The sequence below is a fragment of the Streptomyces tibetensis genome (genome assembly GCF_040647715.1).
In the GTDB taxonomy this organism is placed as follows: domain Bacteria; phylum Actinomycetota; class Actinomycetes; order Streptomycetales; family Streptomycetaceae; genus Streptomyces; species Streptomyces tibetensis_A.
The window spans coordinates 142622-164631 of sequence record NZ_JBEZCR010000016.1; the positions used below are offsets into that span (position 1 = coordinate 142622).

Annotated in this window: 12 protein-coding genes; 6 read left to right on the top strand and 6 right to left on the bottom strand. The window is 69.5% G+C overall.

Going from position 1 to position 22010, the window contains the following annotated elements:
• Positions 1-57 precede the first annotated feature (57 nt).
• On the bottom strand, positions 58-3801 hold the full coding sequence (locus AB0B29_RS33875; protein WP_362245899.1) for an nSTAND1 domain-containing NTPase: 3744 nt from the start codon (positions 3799-3801) through the stop codon (positions 58-60).
• A gap of 224 nt (positions 3802-4025) precedes the next feature.
• The gene (locus AB0B29_RS33880; RefSeq protein WP_362245901.1) at positions 4026-5096 is read right to left on the bottom strand and encodes a LacI family DNA-binding transcriptional regulator; all 1071 of its coding nucleotides are present in this window, start codon (positions 5094-5096) and stop codon (positions 4026-4028) included.
• Between the two features lie 610 nt (positions 5097-5706).
• Between AB0B29_RS33880 and AB0B29_RS33885 the strand changes: the two genes are divergently transcribed.
• The 5 genes from AB0B29_RS33885 (at position 5707) to AB0B29_RS33905 (ending at position 12743) form a co-directional block, all read left to right on the top strand.
• Complete coding sequence (locus AB0B29_RS33885) at positions 5707-7059, top strand: ABC transporter substrate-binding protein (RefSeq protein ID WP_362245903.1); 1353 nt, start codon at positions 5707-5709, stop codon at positions 7057-7059.
• A 96-nt stretch (positions 7060-7155) separates the two neighbouring features.
• Positions 7156-8139: a carbohydrate ABC transporter permease gene (locus AB0B29_RS33890; protein WP_362245905.1), complete on the top strand. Its 984-nt coding sequence runs from the start codon at positions 7156-7158 to the stop codon at positions 8137-8139.
• Entirely contained in the window at positions 8136-9026 is an 891-nt protein-coding gene (locus AB0B29_RS33895) for a carbohydrate ABC transporter permease (RefSeq protein ID WP_362245907.1), read from the top strand. Before AB0B29_RS33890 ends, AB0B29_RS33895 begins: the two co-directional genes overlap by 4 nt.
• Positions 9027-9070: 44 nt before the next feature.
• A complete protein-coding gene (locus AB0B29_RS33900) occupies positions 9071-10591 on the top strand; it encodes an alpha-N-arabinofuranosidase (protein WP_362245909.1) in 1521 nt (506 codons plus the stop codon).
• 106 nt (positions 10592-10697) lie between these two features.
• Complete coding sequence (locus AB0B29_RS33905) at positions 10698-12743, top strand: RICIN domain-containing protein (RefSeq protein ID WP_362245911.1); 2046 nt, start codon at positions 10698-10700, stop codon at positions 12741-12743.
• Between the two features lie 311 nt (positions 12744-13054).
• On the opposite strand, the gene AB0B29_RS33910 is transcribed toward AB0B29_RS33905, so the two are convergent.
• Entirely contained in the window at positions 13055-16417 is a 3363-nt protein-coding gene (locus AB0B29_RS33910) for a galactose-binding domain-containing protein (RefSeq protein WP_362245913.1), read from the bottom strand.
• Positions 16418-17384: 967 nt separating this feature from the next.
• Here AB0B29_RS33910 and AB0B29_RS33915 point away from each other — a divergent pair.
• Positions 17385-18011 carry a TetR/AcrR family transcriptional regulator gene (locus AB0B29_RS33915; protein ID WP_362245915.1) on the top strand — a complete coding sequence of 209 codons (627 nt, stop codon included), beginning with the start codon at positions 17385-17387 and terminating at the stop codon, positions 18009-18011.
• 755 nt (positions 18012-18766) lie between these two features.
• Here AB0B29_RS33915 and AB0B29_RS33920 read toward each other — a convergent pair.
• The 3 genes from AB0B29_RS33920 to AB0B29_RS33930 all read right to left on the bottom strand — a co-directional run.
• The gene (locus AB0B29_RS33920; RefSeq protein ID WP_362245917.1) at positions 18767-19789 is read right to left on the bottom strand and encodes a LacI family DNA-binding transcriptional regulator; all 1023 of its coding nucleotides are present in this window, start codon (positions 19787-19789) and stop codon (positions 18767-18769) included.
• A gap of 420 nt (positions 19790-20209) precedes the next feature.
• Positions 20210-21349 carry a GH12 family glycosyl hydrolase domain-containing protein gene (locus AB0B29_RS33925; protein ID WP_362245919.1) on the bottom strand — a complete coding sequence of 380 codons (1140 nt, stop codon included), beginning with the start codon at positions 21347-21349 and terminating at the stop codon, positions 20210-20212.
• Between the two features lie 461 nt (positions 21350-21810).
• On the bottom strand, positions 21811-22010 hold a 200-nt coding region (locus AB0B29_RS33930; protein ID WP_362245921.1), incomplete at its 5' end, for a glycoside hydrolase family 48 protein.

The following is a 22010-nucleotide window of genomic DNA, read 5'->3' on the forward strand; positions in this document are numbered from 1 at the left end:
CCGCGAAGCCACCCTGAACAATCCGGTCCCCGGGTGGTTCCACACCTTTCAGGTGCTTCAGCCGCTTTTGGCGCACACGTTCTCGTACGGCGCGTCAGGGACGTAGGTCCGCCACTGCGCCTCGGTCAGCCCGCCACCGGTCCGGGCGCAGATGGTGCGGACGGCCAGGTCCGGGGCGATGGGGAAACGCTGGAGACGCACGTCGGGGCCCGCGGCGTAGACCGTCCGGCCGTCCTCGGCGAACGCGACGGAGCGGATCTCGTCGCCGGGCGTGGGCAGGTCCGCCCCGAGCTGCTGCTGGGTCGCGGTGTCCCACAGCCGGAGGGTTCCGTTCGCGCCGCCCACCGCCAGCGTGCCGCCGTCGGAGGAGAAGGCGAGCGCCCCCACCGCCTCCGGCTCGCCCTGGGTGGCCGTGTCGGAGGTGCCGGTCAGCGCACCCGCACGGTGACGGACATCGCCGTCCCACAGCGTGACGTGGCCGGTGGAGTCGCCGACGGCGAGCCGGGTGCCGTCGGGACTGAACGCCAGCGCGGTCACCTGGCGGCCGTCGGCGAGCGCACGCCCCGAGACCTTCCCGGTCCTGGGATCGGCGTACTGATCGTCGGAGGTCACGAGCAGATCCCCGTCGGGTCGCACGGCCAGTGCCGCCCCGGAGAGACCGCGCACGGCCCCCGACCGCCGGTGGTCGCGGGTGTCCCAGACCTCCGTGGTGGAGACGTCGGTGGCGGAGCGGACCGCCAGCACCGTCCGTCCGCCGGGCCCCGGGGCCAGGGCGGTGGCCGGCCGGTCGACGGCACCGGAGGTGTCGAGGACCGTACGCACCCGGTGCGCCCGCACGTCCCACACGGTGTAGCGCAGCCGCTGCACGCCGTGCGCCGACACGGTGTCGGCAACGGCCAGAGATCCACCGTCCGGGCTGAAGGCCGGCAGGGGGACGTCCTCGTCGGACAGGCCCGGCAGTGTGCCCAGCGTCGCGCGGGCGAGGACCGCACCCGTGCGGGTCGAACGCAGCTCGAAACGGTAGCGGCCGCCGGAGCGGGCGACGGTGGCCAGGGCGGCGCCGTCCGGACTGAGCGCGCCCCTGTCGGCCGGAGTGCTCTGCCAGGGCGGGGTGAGACGGTCGGTCAGGTCGAAGGAGTGGACCGTGGCCCCGTCGAGGTAGTGCAGGAGGCGGGCCTTGCCCGGGCCCCAGGTGAGCCCGACGGCCGCGTCCTTGGACAGCGGCCGGAGGAAGACCTGCGTGCCGCCGGTGCCCAGTCGCCACACGGTGAGCGCGTGGTCGTCCGCCGTGGCGAGGAACTCGCCGTCGGGGGAGAGGGCGGCCTGGGTGAAGCCGGTGACCCCGTCACTGCCGAGTTCGGCGACGGTGCGTCCGCTGCGGGTGTCCCAGACCACGGCCTTCGTGCCGTAGACGGCGGTCAGTCGTCCGCCGTCCGCGCTGAACCGCAGCAGGCGTGCGCCGCCGTCCGCGCCGGTGCCGGTGCCGCACACGGTCGCGTCCGCCTTGTCCCAGGATCCCGGAAGTCGCCCCCGGCCGGAGGTGTCCCACAGCTGGAGCGGCCCTTCGGCGGGGCAGAGGGCGACCAGACGTCCACCGGGGCCCACGGCCGCCGAAGTGAGCGTGCGCCCGACATCCGTGGTGAAGAGGACCTTGCCGTCGTGCGTCCGGCGCAGCCGGACCGCGCCCGGGCCGTCCGGTGGCGCGCTGAGATAGGCGCTCCCGTCGGGCGCACTGGCCTGCAGCGACGCGTCGCCCAGTTCGGCCGCGGATCCGCCCCGGGCAAGGTCCCACAACGTCTCGCCTCCGTCCGGCCCGATGACGTCGAGGTACCGGGAGCCGGGCCCCACGTCGGCCACCTCGCCACCGCTCGGCAGACGGTGAGAAGCGGTGACCTTGTGCGTCGCCACGTTCCGGGCGGTCACCGTGGAGCCGTCGACGCTGACGAGCGTCCGGCCGCCGTCGGTGAGGAACCGCCGGACGTCCCTGCCGGCCTGGGGGTCGGTGAAGGCATCGCGTTCCGGCTGCGCCAGAGCGCCCAGCAGCGCCGAGCGGGACTCGGTGAGCGGGGCGATCCTCCATGCCGCCACGCCCAGCAGGGCGGCGGTACGGGGATCGGTGGAGCGCAGACTGCCGGCCACGGTGGCCAGGCGGCGGGCGGCGGCCTTGGCGGCCTCCTCCTGGCTCACCTGATCACGCTGCCGGGCGACCAGGCCGGCGGTCAGTGCCAGCACGAGGAAGACGGACAGACCGACGATCAGTGAGCGCGTCCGCCGCGCGGAGCGGGCCTCGGACTCCCGTTCGGTGTCCCGGGCGGCGAGGGAAGCGGTGAGGAAGGCTCGTTCCCGTGCCGTGAGATCGTCCTCCGGCTGCGCCGGCCGGTCCTCGTTCCTGCGCCGGGCGAACAGTTCCTCGGCCCGGTCGAGCCGTGTGCCCCGGTACAGCGCGCCGGAGTCACCTGCCAACTCCTCCCAGCCGCGCGCCGCCTCACCGAGCCGGCACCGCTCTCGCAGCCGCTCCCGGTCCTCCTCGATCCAGTCGGCGAGACGCGGCCAGCCGGTGATCAGCGCCTCGTGTGCGAGTTCCACCGTGCCGCCGTCCAGGGTGACCAGACGGGCGGCGACGAGACGTTCCAGCACGTCGTGCGCACCGCTGCCGAGCTCACCGCGGGACGCCGGACGGCGGGTGTCGGACGTGCCGTCCCCGGGTGCGATCAGCCGCAGCAGGATGCGCCGGGCAGTCCTGCCCTGCTCTGCCGTCAGCCCGCCGTACGCCTGTTCCGCGGTGGCGGCGATCGCGCCGCGTACGCCGCCCGTCTTCTCGTAGGCAGCCAGGGTCAGCAACCGACCGCGGCGGCGGTGCCAGGTCTCCAGGAGTGCGTGGGACAGCATGGGCAGTGCGCCCGGCTGGTCCACGACCTCGTCGATGATGCGGGCGGTGAGAGCGCGCTCCACGTTCAGGCCGACGGAGGCGGCCGGGCCGGTGATCACCTCGCGCAGTTCGTCCCGGCTCATCGGCCCGATCAGCAGAGCGGCGCGGCGAAGGGTCTCCGCCAGTTCACGGTGATCGGCGCAGTGGCCGTAGAAGTCGCCGCGGACCGCGATCACCACGCGCAGTCGGCTCTCCGGCCGACGGGCCGCGAGCAGCAGATCCAGGAACCTGTCTCGTTCCGCACGGTCGTGGCACAGGGTGAACAGCTCCTCGAACTGGTCGACGATCACCCATGTCTCCCCGTCGCCGTCGCGAGGGAGGAACACCTTCCCGTGCGTGAGAGCGGGCCGCTCACCGGGGGTGAGCACACGGATCGCCGCCGGCCGCCCGGCGCCCTCCGCCTGCCGCAGTCTCGGGATCAGCCCCGCTCTCAGCAGCGACGACTTGCCACTTCCGGATGCGCCGAACACCGCCACGAAGCGGTGCTCGCGCACCCACTCCATCAGGTCGGTGACGAGTGCGTCCCGGCCGAAGAACAGGCCACTGTCGTCCGGCTCGAAACGGGCCAGTCCCCTGTAGGGCGGCCTCTCGTCCGGCGCGGGCACCCGGACCTCGGCGTCCGCATCCCGCCAGCGCCGTTCCCATTCGTCCGGATCGGCATCCAGTGCCTCGGCGTACGCCCTCACCACCGCCCGCGAGGGGAGCTGATCGCCGGCTGCCGCCTGGGACATCGCGGTGAGGGAGTAGCCGGCCCGCTTGGCCATCTCCCGGTACGGCGGCTTGCCCGCCTTCTCCCGCAGGACACGGAGATCGTGCGCGAGCCGCTGTACGGGACCGGCGTCGGGGTCGACCGGCTTCTCGCGACGTCCCACCGGAGGCACCTTCCACCTGATGAACCTGAAAAGCAGGCGGTCAAGATATGTTTTCTTCCGTTTCCCCCGCAATCCCGGCCGACCTGTGAGGCTGCCCACGGGGGAGCCGGCTTCCCTGCCGGGGATGCTCGCCGCGGCCGTCGTCGTCGTGATCGCCGGAACTCCACGCAGCACTTGCGGCGGCGCATGCGATAGGAGGTCTGGCACGGTCTGCGCCGACTGCTCTACGTGGCCCTGGGCCTGTCGTCCGTCGATGCGTGAGCTGCCGTGGCTGCCTGTTGCCCGATGGTGCTGGCTCGAGGAATCAGCCGGTGCGGCGCACGGATCTCCCGGCCCGGGACCGGGACCGAGCTGCCGATCCGCTTGAGCAGTCGTTCCACCGCCGTCTCCGCGATCAGCTTCTTGTCCGGGGAGACCGTGGTGACGGACGGATTGGAGTAGCGGCCGTCCTCGATGTCGTCGTAGCCGACGACGGCGACATCCTCGGGGACGCGCAGTCCGCGGGAGGCCAGAGTGTGCAGGGCGCCCAGGGCTACCAGGTCGCTGTAGCAGAACACCGCGTCGGGCGGTTCCTCCAGGTCGAGCAAGTGGGCCATGGCCGTCGCGCCGTCGGAGCGGTTGAAGCGCGGGGTGGAGACGACGAGTTCCTCGCGGACGGGCAGGCCGGCCCGCTCATGGGCCAGCCGGTAACCACGGGTGCGCAGTTGGGCCGCCTCACCGGTGCGGTAGGGCTGGTCGCCGATCGCGGCGACGCGGCGCCGGCCGAGGCCGAGCAGATGCTCGGTCGCCTCCAGGGAGGCGGCCACGTCGTCGATGCCTACGTGGTCGAAACCGCCGTCGCTCACCCGCTCACCGAGCACGACGAGCGGCAGGCTCGGATCCCGCTCCGACAGGTCGGACTGGGCGAGGCCGAGCGGGCTGAAGATGACCCCGTCGAACAGCAGGTGCTGGGAGCCGCGGCTGAGGAACAGCTTCTCGTGCTCGGCGTCACCGTCCGTCTGGTCGATCAGGACGTTGTAGCCCTGGACGCGGGCCGCGCGGATGATGCCCTGCAGCAGTTCGGCGAAGTACGGCGTGTCCAGGTAGGGCACCACGACGGCGATCTGGCCCGAGCGCCCCGCGGCGAGGTTGCGGGCCAGCACGTTCGGCCGGTAGCCGAGCTTGTCGACGGCCTGCTGAACCCGGACCCGGGTGGCCTCGGCGACGGGCGCGTAGCCGTTGACCACGTTGGACACGGTCCGGCTGGAGACGCCGGCGAGCTCCGCGACGTCGCGGAGCGTAACGCCCTTTGCCATATGTCACCTTCATCCCGGATGTCGGTTTCAGCGCTGGAATTTTCCCTCAAGAGTCGCCTACGCCTCTTGCAGCGCGGCAACTTCTCGGTTAACACTTTTGCAGCGCTGCAGAGCGTAGCAGAAGGGCCTGGTCCAAGCGGATCAGGTACCCAGGGGACCGTGACGTCACCGCGCCGCGGACCGGATCCCCGAGAGCGATCCCGGGGATGAACAGTAGGAGCCGCAGTGGGACCAGCAACCACTCACGGGCCGGGAGCCGCACCCGTCCTGATGGGGCATCACTCTTTACTCACCGCGGTCTGAGCCGTCGTCCGGCGCGCACGCCGCGCTGATCAACGAGCCGTCCCTCCCCTCTCGCCGACGTCACGCACGCCCACACTCCCGCGTCGACCGACGTCTGCCCGCCGCATCCGTAGGCGGGCAACCCCCTGAGCGCTTCGCGCCCGAAGCGCCCGCCCGTCACCCGCGCCGGCGTGCCCGCACGCCCCCGCCCCCTTCACGGCCTCACGCCGGTACTCCGTGTGCCCGGCGCACCTCCCTGCACCGCCCTGCACCCACGCACCTCCCGTGCTCCGTCCTGCCCTCGGGCACCACATCCAGGAGATCGCTCATGTCGTCCAGCAGAAAGCCCCAGCTCCGTTCCGTCCGCCGAACAGCGTTCGCAGCGACGTCCGCCGCCCTCGCCGGCGTGCTCCTCGCGGCCTGCGGCGGCGGGGGCGGCAGCTCCAGTGGTGCGCAGAGCGGTCCCGTGCACATCAAGGTGTGGGCCTGGTACCCGCAGTTCAAGCAGGTCGTGGCCGAGTTCAACAAGACCCACAAGGACGTCCAGGTCGACTGGGTGCAGGCGGGCGTCGGCCAGGACGAGTACACCAAGCTGAAGACCGCGCTCAAGGCAGGCCAGGGCGCCCCGGACGTCGTCATGCTGGAGTTCCAGGAACTGCCGACCATCCAGCTCACCAAGGGCCTGCTCGACATGGGCAAGTACGGCGCCGACGCCGACAAGGGCAACTACGTGTCCTGGGCCTGGAACCAGGCCTCCGACGGCGACCACGTCTACGCCATCCCGGTCGACGGCGGCCCGATGGCGATGATGTACCGGGCCGACCTCTTCAAGAAGTACCACCTCAAGGTGCCGACCACCTGGGCGGAGTTCAAGGAGGAGGCCGTCAAGCTGCACAAGGCCGACCCGAGCGCCTACATGACCGACTTCGGCAGTGACGAGACGGCCGCCGGCTGGCGTCAGGGCCTGACGTGGCAGGCCGGCTCCCGCCCCTACACGTACTCGGCGAGCAAGCTGCCCGACATCGGGGTCAAGCTCAACGACGACAACGCCAAGAAGGTGTACGAGTACTGGGGCGACCTGGTCAAGAACAAGCTGGTCGACACCCAGTCGTACGCCACCACGGACTTCTACAACGGCCTGAGCAGCGGCAAGTACGCCACCTACATCGCGGCCGGCTGGGGGCCGGGCTACCTCTCCAGCGTCGCCGCGAAGACCTCGGGCAAGTGGCGGGTCGCCCCGCTGCCGCAGTGGAACGCGGGCGACAACGCCCAGGGCGACTGGGGCGGTTCGAGCTTCTCGGTGACCTCGCAGACCAAGCACCCCAAGGAGGCCACCGAGGTCGCCCGGGAGCTGTTCGGCACCTCCCAGGCGGCCTGGAAGATCGGTATCGACCAGGCGTACCTTTTCCCGCTGTCCAACCCGGTCCTCAACGGGGCGTACTTCAAGTCCAAGAAGTACGACTTCTTCGGCGGCCAGCAGATCAACTCGGTGTTCGTGCCCGCCGCGAACGGCATCTCGACCTTCGACTGGAGCCCGTTCCAGGACTACGCCTACAACACCGACACCAGTGAAGTGGGCAAGGCCCTCCAGGGCAAGACCGCCTGGTCGTCCGTCAACGACAACGTCCAGCAGCAGGTGACCTCCTACGCGAGCAAGCAGGGCTTCAAGGTCAGCAAGTAACCGGCCCGAGTCCCGACCCCCACCGCCCCCGCCGGCGCGCCCGCGCCCGACAGCTCCGCCGCCGGCAGGGGCCCGCACCGCGCGCAAGGAGAAGTGATGAGCCTGCTCCGACAGCAGGGATCCACCGCGACGGCACCGCCGAGTGCCGTCCCCGCGAGGGAGCTTCGCACTCCCGTGGCGGGCCGGCGCCCCGGCGGGCTGTCCGCCCGCACCCGGCACAAGGGCATGGGCCTGCTGCTGGTCAGCCCGTTCCTCCTGCTCTTCCTGGCCTTCCTGGTGGCCCCCCTGTCCTACGCCTTCTGGCTCAGCCTGAGGACCTCCACCCTGGTCGGCGGCGACCACTTCAGCTGGTTCGCCAACTACGAACAGACCTTCACCGACCCGCAGTTCCTGTCCGGCGTGCGCAGAGTCGTCGTCTTCGGTGTGGTGCAGATCCCGCTGATGCTCGGCCTCGCCCTGCTGGGCGCGCTGATCATCGACGAGGTCACCAGCAGGCTCGCCAAGGTCTTCCGGATGACCCTGTTCATGCCGTACGCCGTCCCCGCGGTGATCGGCGCCCTGATGTGGGGCTTCCTGTACAGCCCGACCTTCGGCCCGGTGAACTCGATCAGCCACTCCCTCGGCCTCGGCAAGGTCGACCTGCTGTCGCACGGTCTGATGCTGACCTCGCTCGGCAACATCGTGACCTGGCAGTGGACCGGCTACAACATGATCGTCCTGTACGCCGCCCTGCAGGGCCTGCCCCGTGAGGTCTACGAGGCGGCGAAGCTCGACGGCGCCGGCCAGGTGCAGACGGCCCTGCGCATCAAGATCCCGATGATTTCCTCGGCGATGGTGCTCGCGCTGATGTTCACCATCATCGGCACCCTGCAGTTCTTCACCGAGCCGCGGGTCCTGGAGCACAGCGCCTCCCAGGTGATCACCCCGGACTACACGCCGAACCTGTACGCCTACAACCTGGCGTTCCAGTACTCGGAGTTCAACTACTCCGCCGCCATCTCCTTCTCCCTCGGAGCGGTGGTCTTCATCGGCTCCTACATCTTCCTGTTCGCCGCACGCAAAAGGAGCGAACTGAAGTGACGACCGCCGCAGCCACCGCCCTGCCCGCTGTCCGCCGTACCTCCGCCGCGCGCAGACGCGTCACCGTCAACGTGGTGATGGTGGCGATGATCCTGTACTTCCTGCTGCCGTTCTGGTGGCTGGTCGTCGCCGCCACCAAGGGCAACGACGCGCTGTTCTCCACCGCCGCCCTCTGGTTCCACTCGCCGGGCTCCTTCTTTACCAATCTGCGGCAGTTGTTCACGTACAACGACGGCGAGTACCTGCGCTGGATGGGCAACACCGCGGTCTACGCCGGTGTCAGCGGCGTCGGTGCCACCGCCGTGGCGACCCTCGCGGGCTACGCCTTCGCCAAGTACCGCTTCCCCGGCCGCAACCTGCTCTTCTCCAGTCTCCTCGGCGCCATCATGGTGCCCGCCACCGCACTGGCCATCCCCACCTATCTGCTGCTGAGCAAGGTCGCGCTGACCAACACCATGTGGGCGGTCATCCTGCCCCAGCTGCTCAACCCCTTCGGCGTCTACCTGGTACGGGTCTACGTCCAGGAGTCCCTGCCGGACGAGCTGCTGGAGGCGGCCCGCATGGACGGGGCCGGCGAGCTGCGCGTGCTGTGGTCGGTGGCGCTGCCCACCCTGAAGCCGGCGCTGGTCACCGTGCTGCTGTTCTCCATGGTCGGCACCTGGAACAACTTCTTCCTGCCGCTGGTGATGCTGAACAACGACAAGCTGTTCCCGCTCACCGTCGGCCTGCAGTCCTGGTACGAGGGCGCGTTGATCCAGTCCGGCGCCAACGCGCTGTTCACCCTGGTCATCGCGGGTTCCCTGGTCGCGATCCTGCCGCTGATCGTCACCTTCCTGCTCCTCCAGCGGTACTGGCGCGGCGGGTTGACCGTCGGAAGCCTCAAGTGAGCCTTGCCTCCCCCATTTCTCGCGCACCTCCCGGAGCGACCTTCATGCTGCACGCCTCCCTGACCGTCGACCCCGCTTTCCGCGTCGCCGACGTGAGTCCCCGTACCTTCGGCTCGTTCGTCGAGCACATGGGCCGCTGCGTCTACACCGGCATCTACGAGCCCGGCCATCCCCTCGCGGACGAGGACGGCCTGCGCCGTGACGTCCTGGACCTGGTGCGCGAGCTGGGCGTGACCGCCGTGCGCTATCCCGGCGGCAACTTCGTCTCCGGCTTCCGCTGGGAGGACAGCGTCGGCCCGGTCGCCGACCGTCCCACCCGCCTCGACCTCGCCTGGCACAGCACCGAGACCAACGCGTTCGGCCTGCACGAGTTCCACCGCTGGGCCGAGAAGGCCGGCGTCGAGCCCATGATGGCCCTCAACCTCGGCACCCGGGGCGTCGCCGAGGCCCTGGACCTGCTGGAGTACTGCAACCACCCGGGCGGCACCGCCTGGTCCGACCAGCGGATCAAGAACGGTGCCCCCGACCCCTTCGGCATCCGCATGTGGTGCCTGGGCAACGAGATGGACGGCCCCTGGCAGACCGGCCACAAGACCGCCCAGGAGTACGGCCGTATCGCCGCCGAGACCGCCCGGGCCATGCGCATGGTCGATCCGAAGCTCGAACTGGTCGCCTGCGGCAGCTCCAGCTCGGCCATGCCTACCTTCGGCGCCTGGGAGGCCACCGTCCTGGAGGAGGCGTACGACCAGGTCGACTACATCTCCTGCCACGCCTACTACGAGGAACTCGACGGTGACCTCGGCAGCTTCCTGGCCTCAGGGGTCGACATGGACCACTTCGTCGACTCGGTGGTCGCCACCGCCGACCACATCCGGGCCAAGCTGCGCCGCAAGAAGCGCATCAACCTCTCCTTCGACGAGTGGAACGTCTGGTACAACTCCCGCTTCGAGGCGGCGGAGAAGCCCACCGAGTGGGCGGTCGCGCCGCGCGTGATCGAGGACGAGTACAACGTCGCCGATGCCGTCGTCGTCGGCGGGCTGCTGATCAGCCTGCTACGGCACAGCGACCGCGTCACCGCCGCCTGCCTCGCCCAGCTCGTCAACGTCATCGCTCCGATCCGCAGCGAGGCGGGCGGCCCCAGCTGGCGGCAGACCACCTTTCACCCCTTCGCCCAGGCGGCCCGGCACGCCCGCGGCACGGTCCTGCGGGTGGAGCCGGTCGCGCCGACGTATGAGACGAATCGCTTCGGCGAGGTCTCCGTCGTCGACGCCGTGGCCACGCACCTCGCGGAGGCCGACGGCGCCGACGAGCTCACCGTCTTCGCCGTCAACCGGCACCAGAGCGAGAACGTCGAACTCGCCCTCGACCTGCGGGCGTTCCCCGGCTACACGCCGGTCGAGCACTCGGTGCTGAGCGACCCCGACATCCGCGCCGCCAACACCCAGGACGACCCGGAGCGGGTCCGGCCGTACACCGCCGGCACCGGTTCGGTCACCGACGGCCGCCTCACCGCGAGCCTGCCGCCCGTCTCCTGGAACGTCATCCGGCTGCACCGCGCCGGCTGACCCACCCCCTCGGACACCCGCCGTTTCCACCCCTCTTCCTCCTCCTCGAGCGGAGCGGCGGGACCCGCACCACCCCCTCTTCCCGGACATTCCTTGGGAGCCGCCCATGTCCACCACCAGGGAAGGCGCCAGACTCCGCGCCGTACCCCGCACCCAGGCGATCACTCTGCTGCTGGCCCTGCTCGCAGCCGCCGCCGCGCTCGTCCTGCCCGCCTCCGGCCAGGCACACGCGATCTCGCGCGCCTCGCAGACGATGTACACCCCGCCGTCGAACGCCCCGTCCCCCGGTTCGCTCTACCCACGCGCCCTGCGCCTGCAGAACAGCGGATCCTCCAACGGAACCCTGCTCGCCACCTTCGAGCAGTACAGCTCGGGCACCCCCGTCTTCCCGATCTACCGCAGCACCGACAACGGCAACAGCTGGACCCAGATCTCCAGCATCAGCGACACCCACAACGGCTTCGGCAACCGCTACCAGCCGTTCCTCTACGAACTGCCCACGCAGATCGGCAACTTCCCGGCCGGCACGATCCTCGCGGCCGGCAACTCCATTCCGAACGACCTGTCGTCCACCGAGCTGGACCTGTACGCGAGCACCGACCACGGCGTCAGCTGGACGTACGTCAGCTCCATCGCCAAGGGCGGCGAGGCCGACCCCACCAACGGCAAGACCCCGGTGTGGGAGCCGTTCCTGATGGTGTCCGGCTCGAAGCTGATCGTGTACTACTCCGACCAGCGTGACCCCAACCACGGCCAGAAGATCGTCCACCAGGTCTCCACGGATGGCCTGACCTGGGGCTCCGTGGTCGATGACGTGGCCACCTCGACGTACGGAGACCGGCCGGGCATGCCCGTGATCGCCAGGCTGCCCAACGGCGACTACGTGATGACGTACGAGTTCTGGGGTGCTCCCGAGGGCGGCTTCGCCGTCTACTACAAGATCTCCTCCAACCCGGAGGCGTTCGGCTCCGCCACCGGCATCGCCCTCAAGGCGACCGACGGCACCGTGCCCACCAGCTCGCCGTACATCACATGGCTGCCGACCGGCGGCGCCAACGGCACCCTGGTGGTCAGCGCCAACAGCAGCACCGACCTCTTCCTGAACACGCAGAACGGCGCGGCCGGTCAGTGGACACGCATCGCATCCACTGTCCCCGGCGGCTACAGCCGCGGCCTGCTCCCGCTGGCCGACGGCCACAGCCTGCTGGTCCTCAGCGGCGGCCACCTCACCAGCACCGGCCTCAACCCGATCACCTACGGCACGATGGACCTGGGCGGCGGTATCTCCGACGGCGCCACCTACACCATGTCCAACGCGGGCAGCCATCTCATGCTGACGATCGTCGGCGGTTCCACGACCAACGGCGTGAGTGCCACCCAGCAGAACTCCGACAATGCGAGCGACCAGAAGTGGAAGTTCGTCCAGCAGACGTCCGGCTACTTCAAGATTTTCAACGTGGCCGGCGGCAAGGTTCTGGGCGTGCAGAACCAGTCCACGGCCAACGGAGCCAAGGTCGTGCAGTGGGACGACAACGGCACCCTCGACCACGAGTGGGCCATCGCCCCGAACCCGGCGGGCGGCTTCACCGCGACCAACCGGATCAGCGGCAAGTACCTGGAGATTCCCAGCGCCTCCACCACCGTCGGCACCGCCGCCGGGCAGTGGTCCGACACCGGCTGCGCCTGCCAGCGCTGGAACCTCACCCAGACCGCCCTGCCCACCCTGTCCACCGGCCAGTACCGGCTGGTCAACAAGAACAGCGGCAAGTTCCTGGAGATCCCCGGCGCCTCCACCACCGCGGGCAAGCAGGCGGGCCAGTGGGTGAACACCGCCAACAACTGCCAGCTGTGGACCTTCCAGCCGGTCAGCGGCGGGGCGTGGACCGTGAAGAACGTCAACAGCGGTCTGTACCTCGACAACAGCGGCTCTACGTCGTCAGGAGCGGCCGTCGTCCAGAACGCGTCGTCGGGCGCGAACTCCCAGAAGTGGACGCTCACCGATGCGGGAGGCGGCTACTACAAGCTCGTCAACTCCGTCGGCGGCCTGGTGGCGGACGTAGCATCCGCCTCCACCGCCAACGGCGCGCTGATCGTCCAGTCGGCGGACAACGGCGCCGATGACGAACTGTGGCAGGTCGTGCGGGTCAACTGACCCCCCTCCGGGGGCCCGGCCGCGGCCGGGCCCCCACATCTCTGCCCAGTATTCCGAGCCCTGACTGTCAAGGGCGAGGCCGCCATTTGCCGGCACCGTCGGGGCCGAGGAATCCGGTGACCTCACAACTCTGGGACCACGGGGGACACTCCACCACCCGAGTGATACCGCGGTTCCACCGGTGCCTGCCACCGGTACGCCTCAGGGTTGACGCGCCGACGGGTGGGGCGCGGGTCCACGGCGCCCCTCACGGAGAAGGCGGTGAGGTCGTGGTGAAGAACCTGCACCGCCTGCCGTTCCGGGATGGTCTGCTACCTGACGTTGATCTCGGCGAGCTGGAGGCGGTACCTCGTGGCCTCGTCCGAGGCGGGCTTGCCGAGCTTCGAGACCTTCAGGCGTACGTAGCGGCCGCCCGCGGACGTGAGGGTGTAGGTCCGAGCGGCTCCGCCAGGGTCGGGTTCGGCGGTGATGGTGCGGGCGGTGGTGTAGGTGCCGGCCCCATCGGAGCGGGTCTGGATGGTGAAGTCGACGGGAAAGCCCGCTGTGCCGCCTCCGACCGCGCCGGCGTCGGTGCGGGGGCGGAGGGTGACGGAGCCGATGGACCGGTCGGCGCCGAGGTCGACCTCGATCCACACCGGACCGGCGCTGACGTCCGCGGAGGGGAAGTCGATGCTGGTGAAGCCCTTGGAACCGGGCACGCTGGTGGTGGTGCCGTCGAGCACACGGGTCTTGCCCCAGTCGCCGTTCTCCAGGGTGTAGTTGGCGGTGACGGTGGTCGCGGCGGTGGGGACGGTGAGTTCGGCGAGCTGGAGGCGGTACTTGGTGGTCTCGTCGACGGGCGGGGTGCCGAGTTTGGTGGCCTGCAGTCGTACGTAGCGGGCGGTCGTGGTTTTGAAGCCGTACGTCTGCACGAGCCCACCCGGGTTGGGCTCGGCGGTGATCGTGCGGACGGTGGTGTAGGTGCCGGCTCCGTCGGGGCGGGTCTGGATCGTGAAGTCGACGGGGAAGCCCGCTGTGCCGCCGCCGACCGCCGGGGTGTCGGTGCGGGGGAAGAGCCGTACGGCGTCGAGGTCGGTGTCGGCGCCAAGGTCGATCTCCACCCAGACGGGGTTCGCGCTGACGTCGGCGGAGGGGAAGTCGTTGCTGGTGTACCCCTTGGAGCCGGGCAGGCTGGTGAGCTTGCCGTCGGTGAGCCGGGTCTTGCCCCAGTCGCCGTTCTCCAGGCTGTTGTTGCTGGAGACCGGCCGACCGAGGGCGAGGTCGTCCAGGCGGCCGGCGCCCGTGACCGTGAACGTCCAGCTGCCGGGCTGGAGGGTGAAGTAGACGTAGGACGAGTCCTTGCTCGCGTAGCCGAGGCCGGAGACGCTGCCGGCGGGGGCGCCGCCGGTGAAGACGGTGGTGCCGTTGGCCTTGATGACCGGTGAGGAGCCGCGGTACGTCGGGACACCCACCCGCGCGGTCGTCGCGCTCGGGGAAGTGAGGGTCAGGGTGACCTGGTCGCCGTCGCGCGTGATGCCGAAGCGGATGTCGCCCTTGACGGTCGGCGTGACCGTGTTGATCTTCGTGAGGGTGCCGGTCTGCGGGATGACGTCATACGTCTCCCAGCCGGGCTTGGTGGGACGGACGCCGGCGGCATAGGCGGACAGGGCGTACAGAGGGCCGCCGTTCCAGGCGTGGTTGTCGGTGCCGCCCGCCTTGTCCCATATCTCCCACAGGGTGTAGCAGGCGGGGTCGGCGACCTGGGCGGCGTAGCGGTTGCGCATGCGCTCCTCGGCGACGGTGGCCGCGCCCATGAGGTAGAGCGCCTCCAGGACGTAGAACTCCATGTAGGGGCTGGCGTTGAGGTGGGTTCGCAACACCTCGGTGATCGCCTGGTGGTGGGAGGCGGGCGCGAGGCCGGCGACGACGGCGAGACCATTGGCGCGGTCGTCGGTGTCGCCGCGGTAGCCGGGTGAGCGGTATTCGTTCCTCGAGGAGTCCCACAGAACGCGGTCGAAGTTGGCCTTGATGCTGTCGCGCTTGGCCTGCCAGGCGGTGACGTCGCCGCTGTTGCCGCTGAGCCCGGCGAGGGTGATGGCCGTGTCGAGGGCCAGGTAGTACCAGCAGTTGTCCAGGACGCGGGCGTCGATGTTGCTGCCCCAGTCCTCCCAGTCCCAGTCCCCGGCGCGGTGATTGACCAGCCCGGCCGAGTCCAGGCTCCACAGGTTCAGGTACGTCTTCACTGCCGGGTAGGCGCTGGTGACGGCGTCGGTGTTGCCGGTGTAGAGGTGGTACGTGCCGAAGGCCCACACCGAGGCGAGCATCTGGACGGGCAGTTCAGCGGTCCAGATGGTGGACGGCATCGGCGAGTAGAGCGCACCGCCGGGCTTCTGCCAGGCGGTCAGCTCGGCGACGGCCTTGGCGCCGAGGGCGTGGGAGCGGGTGTCGAAGGTGTAGAAGCCTTCTTTGAGCTGGTTGACCACATCGCCCCACCACTGGGCGCGCTCGCGGGTGGGGCAGTCCATGTAGGTGTCGCGCATGTTGACGTACATCGTGCGGGCCGCTTTGCCCCACAGGGTGTCGAAGAAGGCCTCACTGCTGCTGAAGGAGCCGGCGAAGTCGGTGTCGTAGCCGGACTCCCGGTACTTCAGATCCAGGATGGTGACGCCCGCGGGGATCGTGTACCGCACGGCCGTGCCGCTCATCCATGCCAGGGCCTCGAACTCCTGGACCCCGCCCGCGCAGACGTAGGTGGCGCGGATGTTGTTCTCCGCCCCTGGTGTGAGGCCGGTCAGGCCATCGCCGTCGGAGTAGTGGTCGGTCTGCATGCCGATCACCGCGCCGGCCGGAGCATCCACCTTCAGGTACGGCGTGACCTGGAGGTTCGAGGGCAAGGTGGCCGTGACGGCGGTGGCGCCCTGTCCCGTGGACGGCAGCGACGGCGCGTTGCTGTAGGACTTCAGGCCCGAGTACCGGAACTGGGGGACCGGCCGCCGGACGAGATCGTTCCAGGGCGCGGTACCGGCGGCTCCGAACGCGGTGGGGGCACTCCACACGCTGTCGTCGAAGCCGGCCGACTCCCAGGCGGTCATGGCGGTGGCGTTGCGGGCGTCGTAGTGGATGTTCGACTCGGGCAGGCGGAAGTTGACCTGGGTGCCGCTGGTGTCGTTGGAGTAGCCCGGGTGGACGACGTGCTTCCAGCTGGTGTCGCTGACGACCCGGGTGGTGGTGGCACCGGTGGTGATGTCGGACTGGAACAGCAGGCCCCCCTTGCCGCTGCTGTTGTGCGAGAAGCCCTGCTTTCCGAAATACCACACCAGCAGCGCCACCGTGTTGCTGCCGCTCTTCAGGTACGGGGCGAGGTCGATCTCGTCGTAGTAGGTGCCGGTGCGGTTGGGGCCGCGCTTGAGCTGCCCGTCGAAGACGACGAGCGTGCCGTTGACCCACAGCCAGTACTTGGAGTCCGCCGCGATCCGCGTCACCGCCTTGGACGGCGCGGAGCCCAAGGCGAACGATCTGCGGAACGCCACCCACTGGTTCGCCGAACTGGACGGAGCCCAGATCCACTGTGCGGTCCAGGAGACGGCGGCCGACGCCGCGGTGGCGAGCCCTGGTAGCAGCCCCGAACCGAGGGCGGGCGTGAGCGCCACGGCTATGGCCGAGTACAGGACGGACCGACGCGTTACAGAGGACATGCGGGCTCCTGCTGACGATGTGCGGTGACGGTGGGGGAGGGGCGTCCTGGGGGCCTTGCAAGAGAGGTCTGTGGGACGCGAGGATTTGAATCGTTTCATTCACGTGCTTGCAGCGGGAATTGTTCGGCGTCGCTCGAGCGGGTGTCAAGGCCCGTGCAGTCGCTGTCCGGCAGGAGAGGGGTCCTGCAGGGCGGCGTGCGGTTCCATGACCTGTACACCGGGTTCGTCGAGGCGTCGTCCGTAACACGCGCGACCCTCAAGGGAGCGAAGGTGCCGTTGGCGTTTCCCGTCAATGCTTCGGCTCTCGGGAGAACTCCTGCGGAAATTCGGTCCGGGAGGGCAGGTCCACCACGGCTCCTCGCGGAAGCTGCCGAGGGTGGGGGCATCCGTCGCACTGTCCCTGTACCGCTCCTGGCCCGCTGTCTCAACGCGGGGAGAGGTTGCGGGTTCGAGGGGGGAGTTGCGGGCTCGGCGTCCTCCCGCACGGCGTCGTCGACGTGGTCTTCGACGGTGGCCGACTGGGGCGGGAAGGTCATGGCTCCCACGTCGACGCTGCCCGGCCGGGCCGGCTTGCCCGAGGTGACCTGCTGGAAACGTTCGTGCAGCGGGTCGACGTACGTGTCGCAGACAGGCTCCTCCGAATTGCCCAACAGCTTCCCCGCCGGGGCCGCACCATCCTGTCCACGGCATCGGGACGCGACAGCGCCTACATCGCGATGCACGTATGCCGGGGCATGCCGTACCAGCAGCACCCTCGACTGCCTCGACCCCGACCGGCGCTTCACCAACCCTTTCCTGCGTCGGGTGCCGGGAGAATGACCACACGTCTCGCCCGGTCGGTGACCTTCATATCGGCTACGGCGTTGCTGTTATGGTGCTGTCCGAGGAGGTGGGACGTTCCGTGGCAGAACCTGATCCTGCGCAGACGGGCCCAACAACGGGTCGGCGTTCGCCGGGGCGGCCGCCGGTGCCGTTGGAGCGCATCGTCGCCACAGCACTGCGGATCGTGGACGAGGAGGGTTCCGACGCTCTCACGATGCGGACGCTGGCCCAACGCCTGGGTTCGGGCACGGCGACGCTGTACCGGCACTTCGACAACCGGGCAGCTCTGGTCGCTCACGTCGTGGACCGCATGTTCGGCGCCGTGGAGCTGAAGGGCGACGAGCTGCTCGCGATGGGCTGGGAGCGGTCTCTGTGCACGGTCGCGCACACCATGTTCGGCGCCTTGGTCCGGCACCGGAACGCGGCTCGCCTGATGGCCGAGCAGATGCCCCTGGGGCCGAACGCCATGGCACTGCGGGAGCACTGTGTCGCGGTGCTGCTCGACAGTGGGTTCCCGCCTCGAACGGCCGCATACGCGTACGCGACTCTGGCCCGCTACGTCCTCGGGTTCGCTGTACAGGTCGACGGGCACGGCGGCGCAGGACAACCCGACGACGCGCGGTCGGCGGCCGTCTTTCAGAGCGTGGATCCGGACCTGTTCCCGGCCACCGTCGCCGTTGCCGGGGTGCTGCCGGTTCCGATCGAGGACGAGTTCTCCTTCGGCCTCGACCTACTCCTCAGCGGACTAGCCCGCCTGCGCGACGAGGGCTGACCCAACGACGTGATCACTCGAAGACGTTCTGGAACCGGACCGAACCCGAAGTGCCCCGCCAGTCGGCCCACCACTTCGCTCATGCCCTGTTTCGGCTCGTAGAGCACCCAGTCGGCAGCGGCCGGTTCGGCCGGGCTCGCTGATGCGTCCGCCGGGTACTCGGCAGAGCCGATCAGCACCACCTCCTCGTACCCGAGGGAATGGATCGGACCTTCCCACGGGTGGGGTCGTGCACCGACCGCGATGTCGCCCTGCCCGCAGCGCATGGCCCCTTCGAGGCCCCGGCGGTGTGAGTGGTCGTGCAGCCGCAGCACTGTCGAGGGGTACGCCGGGTGCCGGCCTGCCGCGGAGGGACAGGATGCCCGAGGCGACGGACCGCACGGTCAGGACGTGGACGTCGCCCTTACGGCCCTCGACCACCCCGCGTACCGAGTCCCGGGCGTCCTGGACCACGCGGACGACGTCCTGTGCCCGTGAGGCGACGCACTCGAGGGCCACGCCCTGGCCTTCTCCGCTGGGGCTTGAGAAGGGCGCCATGTGTACTGCGTGGAAGGCGGGCACGGCCCGCGGACGCTGCACGTCATCGTCATCGGGCACACGTAGCGGCCGGATTGGGGGGATTGGGGGGGCAGGCGCCTGGCGGGGCGGTGCACCCGAATCGTTGGACCGGCCAACGCGACACAGCCAACGGGAGCGCTCCCAAAACCCTTGGCGGCAGTCTCGGTTTCGGGTCACCCGGCGGGTGCGGACGCTCTTCAGGTCGACTCACGGACCTGCAGCTCCGTACGGAGGATGACGTGGCGGTAGGCCACCGAGGGCTCCTCCATGTCCTCCAGCAGCAGCCGGATCATGGCCCGCCCCATCTCCTCCAGCGGCTGACGCACCGCGGTCAGGCGCGGCTCGGTGCGCTGAGCCAGTGGAAAGTCGTCGAAACCGATCACTGCGACGTCCTCCGGGACCCGCCGCCCCGCCGCCCTCAGTGCATGCAGAGCCCCCACCGCCGTGGTGTCCGACGCGGCGAGGACACCGTCGATCTCCGGGCGCCGCTGGAGCAGTTCCGCCATGGCGCGGCGCCCACTGTCCTCCGTGAAGTCACCCTCGACGACCAAGGACTCCTCGTACGTCAGGCCGGCCAGCGTCAGAGCATCCCGATAGCCCCGCAGTCGGCACTGGGCGACGTACATGTCCAGGGGCCCCGTGATGGTGGCGATCACCCCGCGGCCCCGTGCCAGCAGATGGGAGACGGCGCTGCGGGCACCGCCCACGTTGTCAGCGTCCACGTAACTGACATACTCGTCGCCCGAGCGGCGCCCCAGCATCACGGTCGGCAACCGAGCCTCGGCGAGCATGTCCGGCAGCCGGTCTCCCGCGTGCACGGACAACAGCAGGACTCCATCGACCCGCCCGCCTCGGGCGTATTCCAGGAAGCGCTTGCGCTCGGTGTCGGAGCGGACCAGGGTCAGCATCAGTTGCATCCCGGTGTCCGTCAGCGCGTCCCCGAGCGAGCGGACGATCTCCGAGAAGAACGGCTCGGCGAACACCCTCCAATCGGGCTCCGTCAGAACGAGGGCGACGGCATCGGAGCGCCGCCCGGCCAGGGAGCGGGCCGCGAGATTGGGAACGTACCCCAGTTCCTCGATGGCTCGCTGCACGGCTTCGCGCGTCGACTCCTTCACACCGGCCGCGTTGTTGATGACGCGGGAGACCGTGCCGCGCCCCACGCCGGCGTGAGCGGCCACCTCTTCCAGCGTTGGCGTACCCGGGCGTCGCCTGCCCATGACCACCTCCCCCACGAGATCATCCGATCTTACGGGGCGGAGGTACGGGGCACACGGATTCCAGGCGTGACCGTGCTCTGTTGGCCAAGAGGGCATCAGGTTCATCTCAGTCATGAGTGCTTGCGCTCTGCACGCCGTCGCGTTCAGGCGCTTCGGGCCAGGAAGAGAGGCGCATGCTCGCGGCGTGGCTGGTGGGGACGGAGCATCTGTCGCAGGGGGACAGCGGTGAGATCTGCATCTTCGAGATCAACGCAATCGCCGTCGGCGACCTGGACGGCTGTGTGGGGGCCATCGGAAGCGGGACCGCCCGTCAGGCACGAGCCTGGCGGGCGGGTCCCGGGTGGGCAGATTCGGCTCGAGTCCGGTGTGCGCTCGGCAGTGAGGCGGTCGGCCCGGGTCGGGTGAATCATCGTGAATGCGTCACGCGGCCGTGCAGGAAGTGCCGTTCAGGCTGAAGGCGGACGGCTTGGCGAAGCTGCCGTTGTAGGAGGCCTGGAAGCCGAAGGACACCCGGTCACCGGGTGCAAGAGACGCATTGTGCGCCAGGTTGCCGGCTTTGACCGCTCCCGACGACGGAGAGATCCCGGCGTTCCACGCGCTGGTGATCGTCTGCCCTGCGGGCAGCGTGAACGCGAGATTCCAGCCGTTGACCGGCGAGGAGCCGGTATTGGTCAAGGTGACATCGGCGGTGAATCCGCCCTGCCACACGCTGGTGCTGTAGGCCACCTTGCATGCCGCGGGTCCGCTGGGAGTGCCGGGGTCGCCGGGGGTGCCGCCACCGAGGTTGACGGTTGAGGAGAAGGAGTTCACCGCCAGTCCAGCGCCGTTCCGCCACGGCTCGAAGCCTGCCTGAACGCTCGTCAGGTACCAGTCGTTCTGCGCGAGTCCGCGGGAGACGGCCTGCCGGACGAAGTCCATCGCGTTGAAGCTCCAGCTGTCGATCGCCGACGGCGCGACGAAGGACAGCACGTCGTTGGAGCCGTTGCTGCCCGACCACACCTGCCAGGTGCGACCGCCGATGCTCGCCGTGCCGACCTGGGAGCCGATGGGCTGGATCGAACCCACCTTGTTGAGCCAGATCATGATCTCGGTCCGGTTCACACCGTCGGTGCGGGGCGTCGGGTCCAGCCATATGTCGTACGAGGCGTTGTACGCGGCGTCGCCGCCCACGTAGCTGTAGGAGATGCTCGTGGGAGCGTCGGCGATGGAGCTCAGCCGCGCTGGGAGGTTTGTGCCGGGGGAGCAGTTGGTGTAGTGGCAGCCGTTGTACACGGACGGGTAGGACTTCGGAGCGCCGTTCGTCGGGACCGAACCGTCGGCCTGGGTGACCCTGAAGCCCGAATCCGTGACGGTGATGCACTGGGGCTGGTTGATCCCCCAACGGTTGTTCTGCACGACGTAACGACCCTGGATGGTCGTGGAGCCGAACTGCTCGCAGATCGTTGTGTCGGCGTGCGACGTCGAAGCGCCGGTGAGAAGCGCCGCCAGCGCGGCGAGTGAGGTGAGAAGCGCACCGGACACGGCGCGCACCCTGCGGGCTTGGTGACGTAGTGGTTGCATGCGGCTCCTCCGCAATGGATGTGTGTGGGGGAGAGAAGGGGGGAGAAGAGCGACGGTCAGAATGGGAGCGCTCCCAATTTCTTCTTCGAAGGGACTGTAGGAGAGGATCATGCACCTGACAAGATGGTGCCCGTGGGCCTCTTGAGCGAGGCCCGTAACTGCAGGTCGTTAAGGCGAGAGACAACTCGATGCCCCTCCGGTGCGCGGCCTCGCGCCGCGACGCGTTGTTCTGGCCGGGTCTCATTCATGCCGTCCCCTCCGATGCTGTCTGCTGGGGCGGAGGCGTGGTGGGTCACAGGTGGGCGAGCACCGTGGTGCCTCTCCGCGCTCACGGCCTACGGGCTCATTGAGCGGCGGAGAAGCAGGTGGTCACCGGGCGGCCCCCGGGTGGTGGGGACCGCCCGGCGGGTGACCCCGTCTCCTTGTGACGGGGTCGCGCACACGGAGCCTCAGCGGGGGGACTACTCGAGGAGTTCCGCGTACGAGCCCATGGCCAGGGCGATGTCTGCCTGGGCCCAGAACCGGTGGTAGGTGAAGGACGGCACCGCACCGCCCGCGAGATACGCCTCGATCTTCGACCAGGCGGGGTCGTCCTCGTAGAAGGAGCGGATGGAGTCGAATGTCGAGGACGAGTTGATCGCGTCGCCGTTCGGCATGGTGC